Source organism: Leptospira vanthielii serovar Holland str. Waz Holland = ATCC 700522, assembly GCF_000332455.1.
In the GTDB taxonomy this organism is placed as follows: Bacteria; Spirochaetota; Leptospiria; order Leptospirales; family Leptospiraceae; genus Leptospira_A; species Leptospira_A vanthielii.
Genome location: NZ_AOGY02000007.1, coordinates 41,818 through 59,428 on the forward strand (window position 1 = coordinate 41,818; position 17,611 = coordinate 59,428).

At 38.4% G+C, this 17,611-nt stretch carries 17 protein-coding genes; 6 read left to right on the top strand and 11 right to left on the bottom strand.

The features are described from left to right. Positions 1–12 precede the first annotated feature (12 nt). The 3 genes from LEP1GSC199_RS00750 to prfA form a co-directional block, all read right to left on the bottom strand. Complete coding sequence (locus LEP1GSC199_RS00750; RefSeq protein ID WP_232420528.1) at positions 13–687, bottom strand: hypothetical protein; 675 nt, start codon at positions 685–687, stop codon at positions 13–15. Further along, entirely contained in the window at positions 599–2,290 is a 1,692-nt protein-coding gene (locus LEP1GSC199_RS00755) for a S8 family serine peptidase (RefSeq protein WP_002975984.1), read from the bottom strand. Before LEP1GSC199_RS00755 ends, LEP1GSC199_RS00750 begins: the two co-directional genes overlap by 89 nt. Positions 2,291–2,371: 81 nt before the next feature. Continuing rightward, positions 2,372–3,433, bottom strand: coding sequence for a peptide chain release factor 1 (gene prfA / locus LEP1GSC199_RS00760; protein WP_039925679.1), 1,062 nt, complete (start codon positions 3,431–3,433; stop codon positions 2,372–2,374). Positions 3,434–3,500: 67 nt separating this feature from the next. On the opposite strand from prfA, the gene LEP1GSC199_RS00765 reads away from it, so the two are divergent. Together LEP1GSC199_RS00765 and LEP1GSC199_RS00770 are read left to right on the top strand one after the other, a co-directional pair. After that, positions 3,501–4,121, top strand: a complete 621-nt coding sequence (locus LEP1GSC199_RS00765) for a hypothetical protein (RefSeq protein WP_002976091.1) — start codon at positions 3,501–3,503, stop codon at positions 4,119–4,121. Further along, entirely contained in the window at positions 4,118–5,248 is a 1,131-nt protein-coding gene (locus LEP1GSC199_RS00770; RefSeq protein WP_002976154.1) for a hypothetical protein, read from the top strand. Before LEP1GSC199_RS00765 ends, LEP1GSC199_RS00770 begins: the two co-directional genes overlap by 4 nt. On the opposite strand, the gene LEP1GSC199_RS00775 is transcribed toward LEP1GSC199_RS00770, so the two are convergent. The 7 genes from LEP1GSC199_RS00775 to LEP1GSC199_RS00805 form a co-directional block, all read right to left on the bottom strand. After that, complete coding sequence (locus LEP1GSC199_RS00775; protein ID WP_002976060.1) at positions 5,245–5,442, bottom strand: hypothetical protein; 198 nt, start codon at positions 5,440–5,442, stop codon at positions 5,245–5,247. The two genes, LEP1GSC199_RS00770 and LEP1GSC199_RS00775, sit on opposite strands and share 4 nt — an antisense overlap. Positions 5,443–5,541: 99 nt before the next feature. Further along, complete coding sequence (locus tag LEP1GSC199_RS00780) at positions 5,542–6,681, bottom strand: carbon-nitrogen hydrolase family protein (RefSeq protein WP_002976037.1); 1,140 nt, start codon at positions 6,679–6,681, stop codon at positions 5,542–5,544. Further along, complete coding sequence (locus LEP1GSC199_RS00785) at positions 6,674–7,096, bottom strand: NUDIX domain-containing protein (RefSeq protein ID WP_039925724.1); 423 nt, start codon at positions 7,094–7,096, stop codon at positions 6,674–6,676. The genes LEP1GSC199_RS00780 and LEP1GSC199_RS00785 overlap by 8 nt, the downstream gene beginning before the upstream one ends. Then, positions 7,093–9,543, bottom strand: coding sequence for a hypothetical protein (locus tag LEP1GSC199_RS00790; RefSeq protein ID WP_002976117.1), 2,451 nt, complete (start codon positions 9,541–9,543; stop codon positions 7,093–7,095). Before LEP1GSC199_RS00790 ends, LEP1GSC199_RS00785 begins: the two co-directional genes overlap by 4 nt. 4 nt (positions 9,544–9,547) lie before the next feature. Then, on the bottom strand, positions 9,548–10,990 hold the full coding sequence (locus LEP1GSC199_RS00795) for an MDR/zinc-dependent alcohol dehydrogenase-like family protein (RefSeq protein WP_002976025.1): 1,443 nt from the start codon (positions 10,988–10,990) through the stop codon (positions 9,548–9,550). Further along, the gene (locus tag LEP1GSC199_RS00800) at positions 10,990–11,652 is read right to left on the bottom strand and encodes a rhomboid family intramembrane serine protease (protein WP_002976123.1); all 663 of its coding nucleotides are present in this window, start codon (positions 11,650–11,652) and stop codon (positions 10,990–10,992) included. Before LEP1GSC199_RS00800 ends, LEP1GSC199_RS00795 begins: the two co-directional genes overlap by 1 nt. A 2-nt stretch (positions 11,653–11,654) precedes the next feature. Further along, complete coding sequence (locus tag LEP1GSC199_RS00805) at positions 11,655–12,473, bottom strand: adhesin OmpL37 family surface protein (protein WP_002975972.1); 819 nt, start codon at positions 12,471–12,473, stop codon at positions 11,655–11,657. Positions 12,474–12,555: 82 nt separating this feature from the next. On the opposite strand from LEP1GSC199_RS00805, the gene LEP1GSC199_RS00810 reads away from it, so the two are divergent. Then, entirely contained in the window at positions 12,556–13,179 is a 624-nt protein-coding gene (locus LEP1GSC199_RS00810; protein ID WP_002976141.1) for a hypothetical protein, read from the top strand. Then, complete coding sequence (locus tag LEP1GSC199_RS00815; RefSeq protein WP_002976071.1) at positions 13,176–14,213, top strand: zinc-binding dehydrogenase; 1,038 nt, start codon at positions 13,176–13,178, stop codon at positions 14,211–14,213. Before LEP1GSC199_RS00810 ends, LEP1GSC199_RS00815 begins: the two co-directional genes overlap by 4 nt. An 83-nt stretch (positions 14,214–14,296) precedes the next feature. Here LEP1GSC199_RS00815 and LEP1GSC199_RS00820 read toward each other — a convergent pair whose 3' ends face one another. Continuing rightward, positions 14,297–16,249, bottom strand: a complete 1,953-nt coding sequence (locus LEP1GSC199_RS00820; protein WP_002975975.1) for a PP2C family protein-serine/threonine phosphatase — start codon at positions 16,247–16,249, stop codon at positions 14,297–14,299. 36 nt (positions 16,250–16,285) lie between these two features. Here LEP1GSC199_RS00820 and LEP1GSC199_RS00825 point away from each other — a divergent pair, with 36 nt between their 5' ends. Both LEP1GSC199_RS00825 and LEP1GSC199_RS00830 read left to right on the top strand, forming a co-directional pair. Continuing rightward, positions 16,286–16,582, top strand: coding sequence for a hypothetical protein (locus tag LEP1GSC199_RS00825; RefSeq protein ID WP_002976080.1), 297 nt, complete (start codon positions 16,286–16,288; stop codon positions 16,580–16,582). Positions 16,583–16,600: 18 nt separating this feature from the next. After that, positions 16,601–17,542, top strand: coding sequence for an NAD(P)H-dependent flavin oxidoreductase (locus LEP1GSC199_RS00830; protein WP_002976042.1), 942 nt, complete (start codon positions 16,601–16,603; stop codon positions 17,540–17,542). The last annotated feature ends 69 nt before the right edge of the window (positions 17,543–17,611 follow it).

Below are 17,611 nucleotides of genomic sequence, written 5' to 3' on the forward strand. Positions count from 1 at the left end.
GTTATGCGAATGTTACTTCAGACTTTTTTCAACGGCGATATCTGGATAGGCTTCTAATACATTAGGTTCCGAACGGATTTCATTCGCTTTTTCAATAGATATGTATCCTGGTTCTGTTTGGAAACTGACTAAACGAGGAGAAAACTGATTTAGAAGTTGGATTCCGTATTTGTTTGAAATACGTTCCAGAGAAGTCTGCGACTGATCACTAGAAAAAGTAATAATCAAAATACCGGGCAAAACAATGTTTGGACCCATTCCCACTGCTGTTGAATATACTTCCGTTACTTTAGTAGGTGTCGATTTTGAGGATTTCGGAAATAATATTTTACCAGGTGGTCGAATGTTCCATCCAGATTTGATTCCTTGTTTACCTGGATCAATTTGTTGGTTGTTTGAAATTTGTTTTAATTCTACATATTCAGCTACAACATTTGGATTTCGATAAAAGGTTTTTTTGACTCCACCTTCAACGAAGGAGATGGAACTTGGTGGTTCATTGGGCTCAGCGTTCAAGAAAGCAAAAAAACCTAATGAAACAAAGGTCACAAGGAATAATCTGAAAAATGAATTCAATCTTAGTTGATGAGCCATAAAATTACCTGCCATAAATCCGTAACTGAACTGAGTTGATTTGTCCGGTGTCAGTTGCACTTGAATCAAAAACTCTGAGAACCCAAGTCCCATTTGGATTTTCTCCTAAATGACGAGCCAAACCAAAACGATAGGTTGAAGAACCTGTCATGGAAGCTATTGAAGTATTTCCCGAAGAACACAAACTATTGTTATATGGATTTACACAGGCATGTGGTTCGGAGAGAACACTTTTTGTTCCACCGGGAGAAGTAATTTCAATACGAAGTTCAGGAAAGTAAGTATGGTTGGAAGTAAACTCCACATCCACATATTCAATATAGTTAATAGCACTCCCAACGGTATAATTGACAGTGGCGCCAGTCACTATATCATTATCGGGGATAGGAGTATTTGGAGATAAGGATATTTCGGTTTGAGTGATTAGTGTTGCGGTAATCGGAGTCCATGTATTTGCTCTTGTGAGTAAATTTACAGCATCCATAGTGCCAAATCCATACTTATGATTTATGTTTAGTCCTGCGGAATTTATGGCCCAATCAGAATCTATTGAATCATTTTTCCTTGCACTATAGGCAACTAACTCGCGTACGTCGCGCCAAGTCAATTCGGGAAATTTACCAATCAGAAGAGCGATGACACCTGCCGCCAATGGTGTTGCAGAAGATGTCCCGTTGAATTTTTTGGTATAGTTCCCAAGTGAATAATCTCCCGAACTACCGCCCACGTTCAAACCATTAGATCCAGAAGCATCTGTTGTTGAGATAGCAGTCGTATATGCTGTTGCACTATTACCTTGTGTGTGCGCAACGACCCATAAATTAGCACCTGATTCTGAATAGGCTGCCTTTTTTCCATTTTGACCAATCCCGCCAATTGCCATCACTCCATAAAAATTGGCCTGACCATCATAATTGGTGTTATCTACAAGAACGGGAGCTACAATCGTCCCTCCATTGGCTCCATTGCCAGCTGCCCAAACATAGACAGTCCCTTTTCCTGATTTTCCTTGGCGAATGCCTTCATTAACACCCTGCTGCCAAAGGGAACTAGAAGGCCAAAGCCATCCATATCCATCAGGAGAACCCCAGCTATTATTGGAAATGGAAACTCGAGAAGATTCATTTACCATTGCTCTGTATTCATCGGAAGTATAGATGGTAGATTTTTCAAGAATGTTGACACCAACTAACTTCGAACAAGGTGCTGCACCTCGAACGCCCAAATTATTCCCACCTCTCGCAGCAATCACCCCTCCCACTGCGGAACCATGGAAACTGTTAGAGTAGGAATGAGTTGGGTAAATGGTTCCATTTAGGAGATTCAATCCCCGCGCGGTAACTGAAATATTCTGCGATAGATCTTCGTGTCTAATATCCAGGCCGTCATCAACTACACTTACAATCACTCTGTTTCCAGAAATACTTTGATTCCAAACTGGACTGACATTTGCATCTTCTCCAACAGTACCACCAAATTGGCCAATATTATGTAGATGCCATTCGTCATTGAAAAGTGCATCGCTGGAATTAGGAGAGAATGTACAGTTTTCTTCGGTTGCGTTCGCTAACGCCTGGAAAAGAAGATAGTATAAAAATAGGTCACTTATCTGTTCGTCGCCATTGATAGGTTTACAATTCCCAAACGAAAGACTTGCGAAAGCAAGAAGAGAAAATATAGTTTTCAATCGATTCATCTGATGGAAATTCCTGCTCTATTCCTTATAACATTCAGACGGTTCGAATCAACCGAATTCCTTTCAAATTTAGAATCTTTTTTATGCTTTCGCTTCCGCTAATCTTTTGGACCTGTCTTCTTGAACCAATGCATCGATCAATTCATCCAAATCACCTTCCATTATGGCTGGTAAATTATGACTCGTAAAACCGATTCGGTGGTCAGTACAACGTCCTTGTGGAAAGTTGTAGGTTCGAATTCGTTCTGACCTGTCTCCAGACCCAACTTGTGCTTTTTTTAACGCATCTGCACTTTGTTTTGCGGCATCGGCCATTTGATCAACGATCCTTGCACGTAGCACTCGCATCGCTTTATCACGGTTTTTAATTTGCGAACGTTCTTCCTGAGATGCGACAACAATGCCGGTAGGAATATGAGTGATCCGAACCGCAGAGTCAGTTGTGTTAACGTGTTGTCCACCAGCACCTGACGAACGATATACGTCTATACGTAGATCACTTTCCCTGATTTCTACTTCCTTTTCTTCAGCTTCCGGAAGTATAGCAACTGTTACAGCAGATGTATGAATTCTTCCACCAGATTCTGTTTCCGGAATTCTTTGAACGCGATGTGTTCCAGATTCAAATTTAAATAAATCGTAAGCTCTATCATCATCTAACGAAAATACAATTTCTTTAAAACCACCGATACCGGTAGGACTTGCATCAATAATTTCAGCTCTCAGACCTTGTTTATCAGCATACTTGTTATACATACGGAATAAATCCGCACAAAACAGTCCTGATTCTTCCCCACCAGTTCCGGCACGAATTTCCACAAGGATACTTTTTCCAGAATTTGGATCTGGAGGTAACAACATGATTTCGAGTTCTTTTGCTAATTCTTCTAGTTTTTTTTCACCTTCTTCTATTTCCGATTTCAACATGGCATGCATGTCTGGATCATTATCAGATTCAAGAAGTGATTTTGCATCTTGGCAATCTTTCGTTATTTTTAAATATTCATCAGCTTTTGTATATACTGGCGTTAGGCGAGATCTTTCTTTCGATAGATTCTTCAATGTATCGGATGCAGTGGCCCGAGCGAGCTCATCCTCAATACGCAGGTATTTTTCTTGAATTTTTTTCAATCTATCTATCATGTCTATGGAAAGGATATAGAATGCCTGTTTTTGATAAACCAAAATCTAACGAGGATTTAAGAAACCCGTGAGCGAAATACCATCTCAGGCCAAATCCGAAGGTTTTTTAGAAGGCCTAGTCGAATTATTTGCCGGCTTAGAGGACTACAGAAGTCCCTATGCACCCACAATCCAACCCCCAGACCATCTCATCCAAGAATTGGTCCAAAATGCCTCCTTTAAGTCGGGGCTCGTCAGTGCCACCTGCTCGCTTCCCCCGGGTCCTTTGGGGATTCTCAGCATTCTGCCAGAGTTACTTTTTATGTACCGAATCCAAGGGCATTTGATTTTGGATATAGCTGCCCTCTATGGAAAAGAAGTACAAGTCACAAAAGAATTGTTACTTTATTGTCTTTTCAAACATGGTGGGGCACATGTATTTCGAAAAATTATCGAAGAATCATCTCTGAAAATTTTAATTCGCCCAACTACCGTTAAAGTATTCCAAACTATGTTAGAGAAATTAGGATTACTAATTTCAAAATCAATTATCCGAAAACAATTTGCACGTTGGATTCCGATTGGAGGGGCCGTAGTGACTGGAACCTTTGCCTATTATGATACAAAGCGTGTTGGCCAGACAGCAAAGGATCTTTTTTCTAAAGAAATCCATGCCGGAGAAATCCGAGAATTATTGGAGTCTCAGTGAAATTAGTTTCTTTTATATTCCCAATTGTTACTTTATTTCTTTTATCTTGCCAATCAAAACATGAATCTTTAGTTTCCGAAATTGAAGATTTAATTTCAAAAGAAAAATATGAAAAAGCTTTAGTTCTATTACAAGACAGACTTTCTGCAAATCGTTCGACATCAGAGATATTATCTAAAAATAAACCGAACCAACCGCGTTTGTTTGTACTTTCTGAAGACCGAACAAAGATTGTTTGGACAGAAAACAAAACTCTATATTTTAAAGATTTAGTGAATGACAATAGAAATTCTATTGAATTAAAACTTCGGCCAGACTCGATACAAATTTCAGCAAACGGAAATTATGTGGCAGTTCAATATCCATTAAAACAATATGGGGGTTGTGCTTTATTTGGATATTCTACTTCTGACTCCTCTTTGGAACATGAGTCCATTGTTCACATACCTTGCAAAACGGGAATGGCAATCACCAATTCAGGAGATCTGTTATTATATTTTTTTGAAAACCAGCTCTTTGTAGAAAAAACAGGTGAAAACTCAAAGCCAGAAAAATACATTGCTGGAGATCTTTTCCCTACTCCATTTCCAAAATTAAAAACGCACTATCACATAACATCCATTGGAAACGAGTTTTTAGTTTGGTCCGGAATTGGAGGATCTTACAACTTATTCTTTTTGAATTTGGAATCAAAACGTGTGACACTCCTTTCGAAAGATATTGTTTTACCAAGATTTTATTATAACAATGGCCTTTCGGGATATATAGTTGGTGGAAAGATTGGAGACCTCTATTTAAAAGAAGTTGTATATCACCAAGGCAAAACTCCCTCCATCAATCGGGGAATCCCCATTGTAACTCGCGAAGCATTCTCTTGGAGAATGACGGGAAAAGACGAATTCATTGCTACCAACCAAAACGAACCCAACCAACCCATGAAATGGAAGGTATCTGGTAAAAAAGAACACTTTCCATTTTTTATGGACAGATTATGGGGTGTCGCAGGAGACCGAATAGTTTACGAAAGCAAAAGAGGTGAACTGGTGTTAGATGATCTTAATTTTTCAGCGGAAGACTGGATGATTTATGAATATTTCAAAAAAGTAAGGAAGTTGAGTGACGGTTAAGCTGCCTGTTCTTTTTCTTTTTTAGCGGAAAAGATATCACATGCTTTATAAGTGTCAGTAATACAATGAGAAGTAAGCCTGTCTATATCCTCAGCCTGTAAACGATCTTTGGAACTAGGACAAACAGATAGTCCTTTAGAATACAAAGGGCATTTTACATAAAACTCATTTTTAGGAAGGGACTTCTGTGCCATGACTCTGAAAATTTTTTGTGGAAAGGTATGCGCTGTCAAATCGATTTTCTGTCCGATCTTAAAATTAACGATTCAAAAAACTGTATTATCCCCAGAAAATTAAAAGTACAAGTTTAAGATCGTAGGACTTTCTACCGATCCAACCTGATCCTCGTTGGAAAAGTCACGAAGATTAAAAGTTTTTCCATTCCAGTTTTTACCATATAAATGCCCGGCTAAGAACACTTGGACAAGGTCTTGTGCTTTGGTTGATTTGATATATTTTGCCATCCCTTCTTGTTTCCAAACATTAGGATCTTCTAAATCAACGGTTTGCCATTTCATATTCGGATACGATGCTGATGGTGAAATTAAACCATCGATCGGTTTTCCTACAAGACGGTTATAAATATTAATATCAAAGACTTCTTGTCCAATGAGGATGGCGACCTTCCAACCCGGCACAACCCAAACACGGTCCTGAGTCACTTCACCAGCAGAAAGAACTTTCAATTCATCTTCTGTTAAGATAGATTTTTTAACAAGCGGATCCATCAACTTTCCATCTGCTGAAAATGGAACGGCAACATTAAATAATGGACCTTTGGGATCGAGCACAAGACTTCCTTTAACAATCTTTGGGTTTGGTAGAATAATTGTACCGGCTAATATCGGTACATTATATTCTTTTGCTAACTCAGAAAATGTTCGAACATAAATCTCCGCCATTTTTTCTGCTTTCAAATAAAATAAATCGGAAACGGTAAAGGTTTCTCCCTTGGATTTCAAAGCTAATTCCAAAGAATCTGCATTTAAAAATTTGGATTTTTCATCCAAGAATAATAAGCCTGTTCCAGTATGTTCAGGAAGAATAACAATCGTTTTACGATCAAAAATTCCGGCGGCTTTTCCTTTTTTAAAAGTTTCTTCGATTCTTTCTCGCCACCACTCTTCTTTGACAAAGTCCTTCGGTTGCAGAACTAGTTGAATTCCTACTAAATTTCCATACTTTCGATCTGTTCCATTTGTTTGAATGGTCACATCATTCCAGGATTTTGTAGGTTTCGAAATATCTTCATCCACTTCCGGTTTGCTGAGATTAAAATCAAACTTGAAATTAAAACTTATTTCTGGTTTTGGAATATCAAACTTTGGCAATGTGGTTTGATCATCTTTTAGAAATGAGGCAGAAAAAAAACCAAAGCCAAACAGAATGATAAAGAGAAGAATTTTATAAGGAGGAACATATAAATTATGCATATTTTTTTAAATAGAGTTGGACTGCGTCCAACATATACTCCGAAAAAAGATTGGATGGATCAAAAGTTGTAATATCAACCCAGTCCATATAGTCGTGTTCATCAGATAACTGAATGAGTCCGTCCACAAGTTTGGCCGAATAAGCAATGATGACACAAGGGAAATTTCCTTCATTCACCCTATGTTTATGAATAAAAATTGGTTCCGGATTTACATCAATTTTAATTTGATTTCCCAATTCTTCTGAAACTTCCCGAAAAATACTCTCAGACCAGTCAGAAAAAAATTCATCTTCGTTCATTCGACCACCAGGAAGGTCACCATGGCCAGACTTTCTATCTCGTAAAACCAACAATTGATTCCCGTTGCGGAGAAACAACTTTTGTGTAATTTGAAAAAAACCGTGGTTACTCACAAAAACTTTCCCCAAACATCAATTTGGTGGTCTACTGCATATAACTCTGGATTTGGAAGTTTTTGGGATTTATAGTAATGAACCATACCTAAGGATACACTCGCAAGTTGGGAAATGATAGGATCCATTGATTCTGTTGGAACTCCATAAAACAAAAAGTTCACTGGACTTCCGTCACTAATAAGAAACACTTCTTTTTCGATTTGTTTATTTTCTATCTTAAAAAGAATCTTAGAACCTAAATCCATTTGGGTTTGTGGATCTAGAATTCTATGAAAAGATACAATCAAACGCTCTCCACCTAACCTGGAGGTTTCGGAAAGATTTAATTCATTGGTCCATTCAATAAAATCAGCAAATTCTAGTGTTTTTGTGGAACCTGACCCAATAAACAGTTGTTTGTGTTTACTATTCAGTATCCAGGATTCCCAAGTTTTGGGCGAAATAATAGATTCACCAGTAACGCCAATAATGAGATCAATTTCAGCAAACTCCGTATCAGATACCTGAGAGAAATCTGATTTTAAGTATCGCGACTCTGATTCTAATTTTCGATCCACTTCTAAGATATCTAAATTATTTTCATGAAGGAAACCACCAATTAGATATTGTTTTAAAAAACCACCAATGTTTCCTTTCGAACCGAGCAATAGAACTTTTCTTTTCGAAATAACCTTACCAACTCCATGCAAAGTATTGTCCAAGGCATTCAAAATAGAACGAGCGACTTCCTTAGATTCTTCTTGTGTTTTTTCATTAGAGATGGCAATCGAAAAGGCGGGCAGAAATAATGATTTTTTCTCTTCTTTCACTTTAACCAAACGATCGTAACCGTTTCGAGTGTGTTCGATCGTTCCAATGACATAGGTCTTTAAAATTTCACTGAATGGTTTTTCTTTAATGGAACTATCTTTTGTTTCTACCCAAAACTCATCTAAAACATCTCCAAACGAAACTCCATCTAATGCACGTTCGTTCAAAATAGGAGCAACATAACCACCGTCTTCAATCAAAAGTAATTTTTCATTTTTAGGAATGATTGATAATAATTTGTTTAGGAACAAAAATACTGCCAATCTTCTCATTGCATCAAAAAAACCTAATTTAGCATCTTCTAATTTATGGCGAAATGTAGAATGGACTTCAAAATCACTATACAGTGGTGATACACCATAATAGGGAGTATTGTTTTTCGTAAGTTTAAATTCAAGACCCGCCATAAAGAACATTTCTGTCGGGATATCCAACAGAATATCTAAATACACGGAAGGGATGTTTCCGCCATATTTAACAAAAGCAACATCTAGAGAATTTGCTTTTAGTCTTCTAAAAGCTTCGATGAGTGAAATGATTTCAGAGGTTATGTGATGGATTAAAAAAACATTGATTCCTTCAAAACTAAAATTATGGCCATCGGAATTTGCAATTTGTTCCAATAGAGGCATCCGTTTCAAATAAAAGGAAGAATCGAGTAAAGTTCTCTTCCGATTGATGCTAAAATTCAAAACACGATCTAAGCGGGAAAGATCAACATAAACCGAAACTTTTCCAATCAAGGCACGGATGGTATTTCCCTCTTTGATTTTTTTTGACGCAGAAGAATCTTCCAACAAAAGAAAGAGTTTTTTTAGAATCGCTAATGAAACACTCGGATCAGAACTCAAAATCAAATTTCGGTATTGTTCTTCCCAATAAAAATTTATGTTTGTGAGTTTACCGAGTGGGGTTTTTTCAATTTGAGAAAACACCTTACTGAAATGGCTATTTTCTTCTTCGTAAAATGTTTCCCCTTTTTGTGCCGCATTAATCATTCCATTACTGAGCGATTCACTGATTTTGGAAGCTCCCGCAATATAAGTTCTTGTATGAGCATCACTAATGATTTCATGTTTGATATTTGCCAAATTCAAACATCCATCTTCCTGTGTGTCAATTGTTATGCGAAGAAAAAAATCACCAATCCTGTATTGGCTTGCGACTCTTTCCATCAGTATGTAATAACCTGAAGGATGGACAAAATCTGCTTCAAAGGGAAATAATAATGCTATAGAAGAATTTCGGTTGGGATCTTCCCCGTAAAATTCTGGATGGATTTTTTTTGCTACCGATTGTTGTTGGAAAGATCCAAATACAAAACGCAAATTCTCTTCAAATTGTTCCCTAAACAAAACCCAATCTTTTAAAACTCCTGCTCTTGCAAAAACCTGAACATGTTGGATATGCATATCCACCAACTCATGATTGATATTCGGATTTATTTTATAAGTGAAAGATAAATCCCCAGGAAGGGAATGTAATTGGTTCCCAATTTCTTCCCCGATAGTCCGAGAGAGAATCGAAAGCCCGAAAAAAATTCTTAAATTTGTAAGGTCTATCTCCCAAAGTTCGTCTTCAACAGGAACCAATGCGGGCCCAAGAGATGTATGTATTTGATTCTGTTTGGTCATAAGGTTATTGAAAATCAACCACTACCTTTACACTAGAGGGATCTTTTGCAGTCGCATAAGCGAGTTCCAATTGCTCCGATGAAAAGCGATGGGAAATTAAATTTGTCTCTAGGGCATGAGTGATCTCCGGATTGTCACGGAGTAAAGAGATTGCGATATGAAAATCTCCGCAGCGCGAACTATGAATTTCTTTTCCATCAGCAAAGAAATTTGCCACCAAACTAGCGTTATCTGGCCAATTTCTAGAATTATTTAAGTCTACAAGAATGGCTCCTCTCGGACGAACCAAAGAATTTTCGTGATTTGGATTGGGGCGGATGGCAAAACTCAACTCTTCAGGATTCGATACAACGACCAGATCAAACCGTGGAAGCCGTTTTGAAAATGGTTCTGAGTTTAAAATGGATTCTGCATCCGAAGAATTTCCTTCGAAGACCGTGAATTGTTTTTTTAGATTTTCTTTAATGGTTCCCGATACACCACTAAACACAAATACATTCTGGTTTTTGCGAGTTTCCTTTTGCCAATGAAACATTGTGTTGGATTCTGAATAGGGAAGTATGGAAAGTTCATCTACCACAAGTTCTGTTAAGTGGGCGATACCTGCCATCACTTGCCCATTGGTTGTTTTGAGATGGACTTCCCGTTTGGCGATTTGTAATGCAGATTCAAAACCGGAAGCTGTGGAGGTTGTGTCATATACTATATCAAATTGATCTTTCAAGTTACTGATCTCAGTGTTTCGAAGATCCACTACTTCGTCGGCCCCCATGGCTTTAGACAAAGACACCAAATGGTCATGGCGAGTGATTGCTGTTATGCGAAAATTAGCTTTATTTGTTTTTCTATAGGATGCAAGGGCCGCTAAAATGAGACTTCCCAATCGGCGTGGCCCAAGAACTGCCACATGGTCCCCAGGTTTGGGAGGGGAAGCAAGGATTGCCTGTAAGGCGGCCGCAAAAGGTTCCATAAGAACAGCAGCTTTCGGAGAAACTCCTTCCAAGGATATAGCTGCGTGAATCGGTGCTAAAATATAAGGACCAAAACCTCCAGGAAGTCGGTCAATCCCAAGCACCCTTCTTTCCGGGGAATGGGTAGGGATTCCTTCTTTACAAAAGGAATCAATGTCTTTATCTCCGCGAGCTTCAAAGGTATCGTTGATTTCGACAACAAACTGTTTGCCTTGGTTCTCACCAAGACCTTCTGCAAGGACTTCATGCCCAATAATTTGAGGGAGAGGGAAAGGTAAAAAACGTCTGTCAATATCGGTGGAACAAACACCGCAGGATATTGTTTTTAAAGGAATATAACCTGGACCTAAATGAAGGTAGGGTTGACCGTTTCGTTTGATCTCCCAACCTTCCTTTTCATTGCCAAAATACTCGTATTCTGCTGATTCAAACGAGTCATCGGATGTGTAATCCTTCGCTCGGAATTTTAAGTTCATTACCTATTGTTGATAAAAAAAAGAAGAATGATAGTCAATGTAAAAAAGGTAAAGTTCAAAAGAAAGCCCTGTCTGATTTCTCGCCTCTCTTTTTCGCCGAGTAAATAACTGGTAACAAAGACGGAGAAAAAACCTCCAAGATGAGCCCAGTGAGCCACTTGGTCTCGTGCAAACAAATTAGTAACATCAGAATAAACCATCATCCAACCAAATAGAAAAACAGGAAAGGGAATGGACTTTGTTTTTGATATGGGAAAACGAAAAGGAGAAAGTAATGTGGCCGCAGATGCCAAACCAGAAATGGCCCCACTCGCTCCCACAATGGGCGTTCTATCTCCCAATATTAGTCCCCTAACAATCCCATCACCTAACACAGATAGTATACCTGCCATAAAATAAAAAAGAAGCCACTTACCTTTACCAACTCGATTTTCGACGACTCTTCCAAGAAGTAGGAGAAAAAATAAATTAGAGAGAAGGTGTGCCCCCGATCCATGGAAGAAGGTCGATAAAATCCAGTTGATTGGCTCCAGTTCTCCTGGTGTTGCGATAAAATATGGCCCGATCAAATCTGGGAAAAAAATAGAGACAATCGGGTACAACGAAAAAAGAAATAAAGAAAAACCAGCAGTGAGTGGGAATTCCCAAATAAATGATCGCATAACTATTGAAATATGGGTGGAACGGCTTCTTCAGGGTTTCTTACATAAGAGGGATCAAAACCGGGAATCCCTGCAGCCAATTCATGTAAATCAGGTTGTTTCCAAATAAGTTCATAATAATCAAGAGTCCCATAAGAATCAAAATGGCTATCGTAGAGCAAACGTAAATACTTTTCACGGTCAGTAACGATGATTCGGTTCACTTCATGAACCAGATCTTCGAAACTGCGACTTTCCTTATCTAATTCGTCTATAGAATCATGTAAAAGTCCAAGAAGTACAATGTACTTTTCCGCTTGTTTGAGAGACTTCAAAGAATAGGCCAACTCTTGAAGTTTCATCAAATACAAATATGGTCGAATGTTCTTTCCTACAAGTAATTTCTGTTTGGCAACGGCGATTTCACGATATCCTAAACGAAGGTAAGATTTGGTTTCTGTTTTTTCTTTACCATTGGCAAGTCTTGCTAGACGACCTAATTCAATTTCCAATTCTTCAATTTCATCTTCTAAAACATAAATGTAAAGTTGGATGAGTAAACCTTGTGTTCTTCTAAGTTCTGCATAGGAACGCCCCAAATCCATTTGTAAATGAAGAATTTCCGACTCAATATGGTGTTGTACGCAACGTTTGAAGTATTTTTTTTGGTCTTCTGTTCCTCGATTGCTAATTGTCGAATTTAATATGCGTAGAAACTCGTAGTTGTCCTTAAGTCCATAGCTAACACGGATTAACTGGGTAGCTTTGGAGCTGGACTGGTCCGGTGTCATCTCTCCGATTGCAGTCAGAAAGAGCAGTATGATTACCGAAAAACGTTTCATCTATGGAACTAGTTTCGGTCGTACGCAGAAAACATTAGCATGATAAAAAAGAAAAGACTTATACGTCTCATATTCTAGTATTATGTCGAGAGAGGAACCTGTGCAAAAGTTAGGATCACTACCAACTTCCCCTTTGGAAGCCATTGACCTTCTTAAATCCGAGATGGACCAACCAGTCTGGGAATCACGTCTTTTGGATTTGATGAAATTAGCTGCAGATGGTGATAAAAACACCTGGGCAATGATCTACCAAATCATTAGAGAAGCCGATTCCGGTCGCCTGAGTTGGGGATACCATAAGTCATTATTGTCTGGTATGGTTTATCTTCTTTCCTATGTGGGTGATTCTAAAAGTTACCGAGTTTTACTGAATTATGTCAAATCCCTCGACCGAGCCATTCCTATTGGTGCCATGGAACTCATTTCCGATTTGTTACCTACATTTGCTGAGTTAGACATTCGCGAGTTATTTACCATTGCTTCTAATTCCGATGAATTAAAATCTGCTTTCGCTGTTCTTGCCTTATGCAAACTTAATATGGAAAACCGACTTTCCGATGATGAAAAAGAGAAGCTAAAAACTTTTTTATCCACATATAAAAATTATAAATACTACCTCACTGATACAATCGAAGTAACGTTAGAACAACTGAATGAAACGGATGCAAGCGACATGTTGACGGAGTTAGATGGAATCTTTCAATGAAAGCAGCAGTTCTACCCGCAGGATCGAGGTCCCTTGAAATTCAAGATTTGGATCTTCCGACTCTCCTTCCCAACCAAGTAAAAATCAAAGTCAAAGCCTGCGGAATTTGTGGTTCAGACATCCACTTAGTTCTCCATGGAAAAATGAAAGCCACTTATAGCCCCTGTGTCCCCGGACATGAAACGTCTGGTGTTGTGGCTGAAATTGGGGACCAGGTCACCAATTTCAAAAAAGGAGACCGAGTGGTAGTCAGTGCCGGCACTTCCTGTGGAAAATGTAAACACTGTTTGGCGAATCGGGAAAACCTTTGTGAAGAGATTGGGGTCCTTGGATTCAACCAACGGGGTGGGTTTGCCGAATACTTACAAATCGAAGAACGGTATTTACATCTATTACCTGGCGAAATTCCTTTTGCTGAAGGTGCCATTCTTGCCGATGCCGTCTCTACTCCTTACCACGCGGTCAAATACCAAGGCGAAATCAAACCAGGAGATACAGTAGCCATCATCGGTTGCGGGGGCCTGGGAATCCATGCGGTTGCCATTGCAAAAGCTTTAGGAGCCGGACGGATCTTTGCTGTCGACATTGACAGTGGTTCCTTAGAAAATGCAAAAGCTTACGGGGCCGACGAACTCATATTAGTTGAAAAAAACATGCAAGTAGGCAAAGTTTTAAAAGAAAAATCGGGTGGGATCGATCTGTTATGCGACTTTTCTGGTTATATGCCTAATATAGAAAATTCTGTGCGAGCCATGAGTCGCGGCGGACGAATTGTTCTTGTTGGAATTGGTAGAAACAAATTAGAAATACCAATGCCATTTTTTCTCATCGAACGGCAAATCAGAATCACTGGTTCCTATGGTTCAGACAGAAGGGCAATCCCTGAGCTCATCCAACTTTATAAAGATAAAAAATTAAACCTAAAAAAGTCGATCAGTGGTATTCATAAGTTAGAAGAAACCAATGAATTTTTACATGCTTTGGAAGAGAAAAAAGGAAACCCTATTCGATTTATTATCAATCCAGAATTATAACTTCTGGATTTCAATTTGATGGTTTATGGCTCAAAGTTTTGGATTCAATGACCATGATATCGAGTTTTGAAAATAAAATTCATTTATTTAATCTCTACTAATAGAAAACTCAAATCGTCCATTTGGTATTTCCATCCTGAAGAAAACCGAAAGAGAGAATCTTGAACTATTGTTGCCAGTTCTTGAAATTTTTGGTATCGATTGTCCCATAACAGTGATTTGAGTTTGTCTTCCCCGAAACTTTCACCATCCTCATTGAGTAGGTCAAAAATCCCATCGGTGTAGAGTAAAATTCTATCTCCAGGTTTTAGTTTCACCATTTCCTCTGCAAAAGGTAAATGAGAAAATAAACCCAAAGGTTTCCCTTTAACATTCAAATGAATGGCATCTGATTCGGAATTTCGAATCAGAAAAAACCCTGGGTGGCCTGCATTACTGAATGTAGCGGTATAAGATTCTATATCAATAAACACATAAGAGGCAGTAATAAAAAGATTTTTTGTTTTCCCAACCAAATGCCTGTTCATCAAATGAAACACTCTAGAAGGAAATTGTAAATAAGGACCAGCTCCTACAAAAGCCATCTTGGACATTGCAGCCACCATCGCAGAAGAGATCCCGTGTCCAGAAACATCTGCCATGAGTATGGCCCAATTTCCCATACTGTCTTTGGTATGGTCAAAATAATCACCACCCACCGACTCAAGGTTTTGCGAAAATCCAATGATGCGAATTTTTTCATCTTCATTGTACTTCGGTGATAACAATGATTTTTGTAATGCGTGGGCCAATGCTAAATCCTTATCAATTTGGATTAACCTTTGTAACTCTTTATTTTTCGTACGCAATTCAGCATTCATTCTGTTGATTGAATGTAATAACTGCCAATAATGTCTGAAAACATAAAATCCAAACAAAACTAACATTATAAAAAATCCATAATGAATGATTCGGTGTCCATACCGAAACAATTCAAGGTCCACCAAAATATCATGTAATCCAGCAAAAACAATGATGAGGAGTCCCAAGGTGATTGTTCGTAGATTCTTATTACCTTTGATCAGAACATAAACAGAAGAAAAAATAGCTCCAATCGCTTCTAATACAATCACCCAATTGTAATCGTCTTCACTATTGAGAAAAGAAATTCCATCTTCATAATTACTTACAATAGATATGAAAAAAACAATGAGATGAATACTTGCGAGTATCTTAAATAAATTGCGAAAAAAAGGAGGAAAAATCCCGATCAAAAAAAGCAAAAGGGCAAAGGGGAAAAAAGCAAAATTTAGATAAGTAAGAGGAACAACAAGATAAGAAAACTGAGTCAGGGAAAAACCAACAAAACCATTTAAAGCTTCAATGAGCGAAGCAGAAAACAAAAGAATAGAGAAATTTAAAAATATACTTTCCCTTTTCCTAAGAAAATAGAAACCAAGGAAAATGGTGGAAAGCACAAGTAAAATCGGAGCAAAGAAGGTTTCGGAAAAATTATCTAAAAACAAATCAACTAACGCCATCGAATGATCTTTCAAATATACGTTGCGATCCATTCCGATATAACCGCGATACCTAGATTGAAATTGGATGATGAGTGAACCTGAAGGGTTTTGGTTTAATGGAATGATATAGGGAAAAATATGATCTTGCAGTTTTGATTCGAAAACCATATCTTTTCCTTGAAAGATTTTAAATTGTTCCAATGCGATTTCTGCATAGAGAACAGGACTTTTGAGTTGCCTTACAAATTGATCACTAAATTTAACATATAAATACTGGCTTTCTAATGATTCAAATCCCAACCGATTGGGTTCCATTTGTTTCCAAATATTGTCTGGAATCGAATGGGGGTCTTTTATTTCCTCACTCGACCAATAGTAATGTCGATCCAAAAGGTAAACGGACTGTTGGAATTGCCGGTCAGGTGTTACTTCAGAATGTAAGTCCAAACACCCGCAGAATAAAATCACAAACCCTAAATAAAGAACAAACGGTAAGAGAGTATGGATCGATTTATATGATTTGACTTCTTTCAAATTTTTATTCCTATAGGATAAGCAGGATTAAGTTCAATGAATCGCAATCGATTCCTATCATTTTTTTACCTACTCCCCCTCCTATTATTGTCTCTTACTGCGCTTATGGCCCAAGAAGAGAAAACCGCCCAAGAACGATTCGTGGAAGACAAAATGGAATGTTATTCCATCGCCACGGAAATTGACGGACAAGAATACCAGAAATCACTAAAGTGCATCTCTCAAGATTCCATCTGTTACATTATCCAAGGTTTTGCGATGAGTTGTATTCCTCGATCGGGAAAATATTCCGCTGAATTACCTAATCTAATTCCAAAACCCACTCAACCATAATCGTATAACAGGAGATTTATGAAAATCAAAACAAAAATCAGTGAAATGTTGAAAATTGACCTTCCGATCATCGCAGCCCCGATGTTCCTCGTCTCCTATCCCGAGTTAGTGGTGGCGGTTTCGGAAGCAGGGGGAATTGGATGTTTTCCCTCATTAAATTATAGAACGCCAGAACAGTTACGCGAAGGAATCCTAGAAATTCGTTCCAAAACAAAAAAACCAATCGGTGTCAATTTAATCCTACACAAAGAACATAACCCCAATTGGGCAAAGCAGTTTGAAGTGGTTATGGATTTAAAAGTAGAACTTATCATTACAAGTTTGGGGACACCTCGAACGATTGCAAAAGAAATCAAAGCCAACGGCTCAATTTTGTTTTGTGATGTGACCACCTTAAAACATGCAAACATTGTGGCAAAGTCAGGGGCGGATGCACTCATTGCCGTTTCCCAAGGGGCCGGTGGACATGCGGGAGCCATCACTCCTTTTGCCTTAATTCCTTATCTAAAAAAAGAAGTTGGTTTGCCAGTCATTGCGGCAGGAGCCATTTCTACTGGATCCCAAATGGCAGCAGCTTTGTCTTTAGGGGCAGATGCGGTTTACATAGGAACTCGTTTTATCGCCACACCAGAGTCAAGGGCGCAAAACGAATACAAACAAATGTTAATCGATTCAAGTCCAGATGAGATTGTTTATACAGAAAAAATTTCAGGAATTCCAGCCAACTGGTTAGCAAAATCTGTAGAACGTTCTCCAGAGATTTTAGAAGACGGCCCTAAAAAAATTGCCGCTGGTCATGCTGGTGGAGAAAAAGCCATCGAACAAGAATACAAAAGATGGCGAGATATATGGTCTGCCGGACAAGGTGTGGCTCAAATCCATGAAGTAAAACCGGCCGGTGAGATCGTAAAAGAAATCGCAAGCGAATACCTCGCAACAGTCAACAACCTCCCTCGCTAAACAAAGATAATGCGAATCGGTTATTTCGACCGATTCGTGTTATATAAAAGCAGAGATTATTATCAGCGT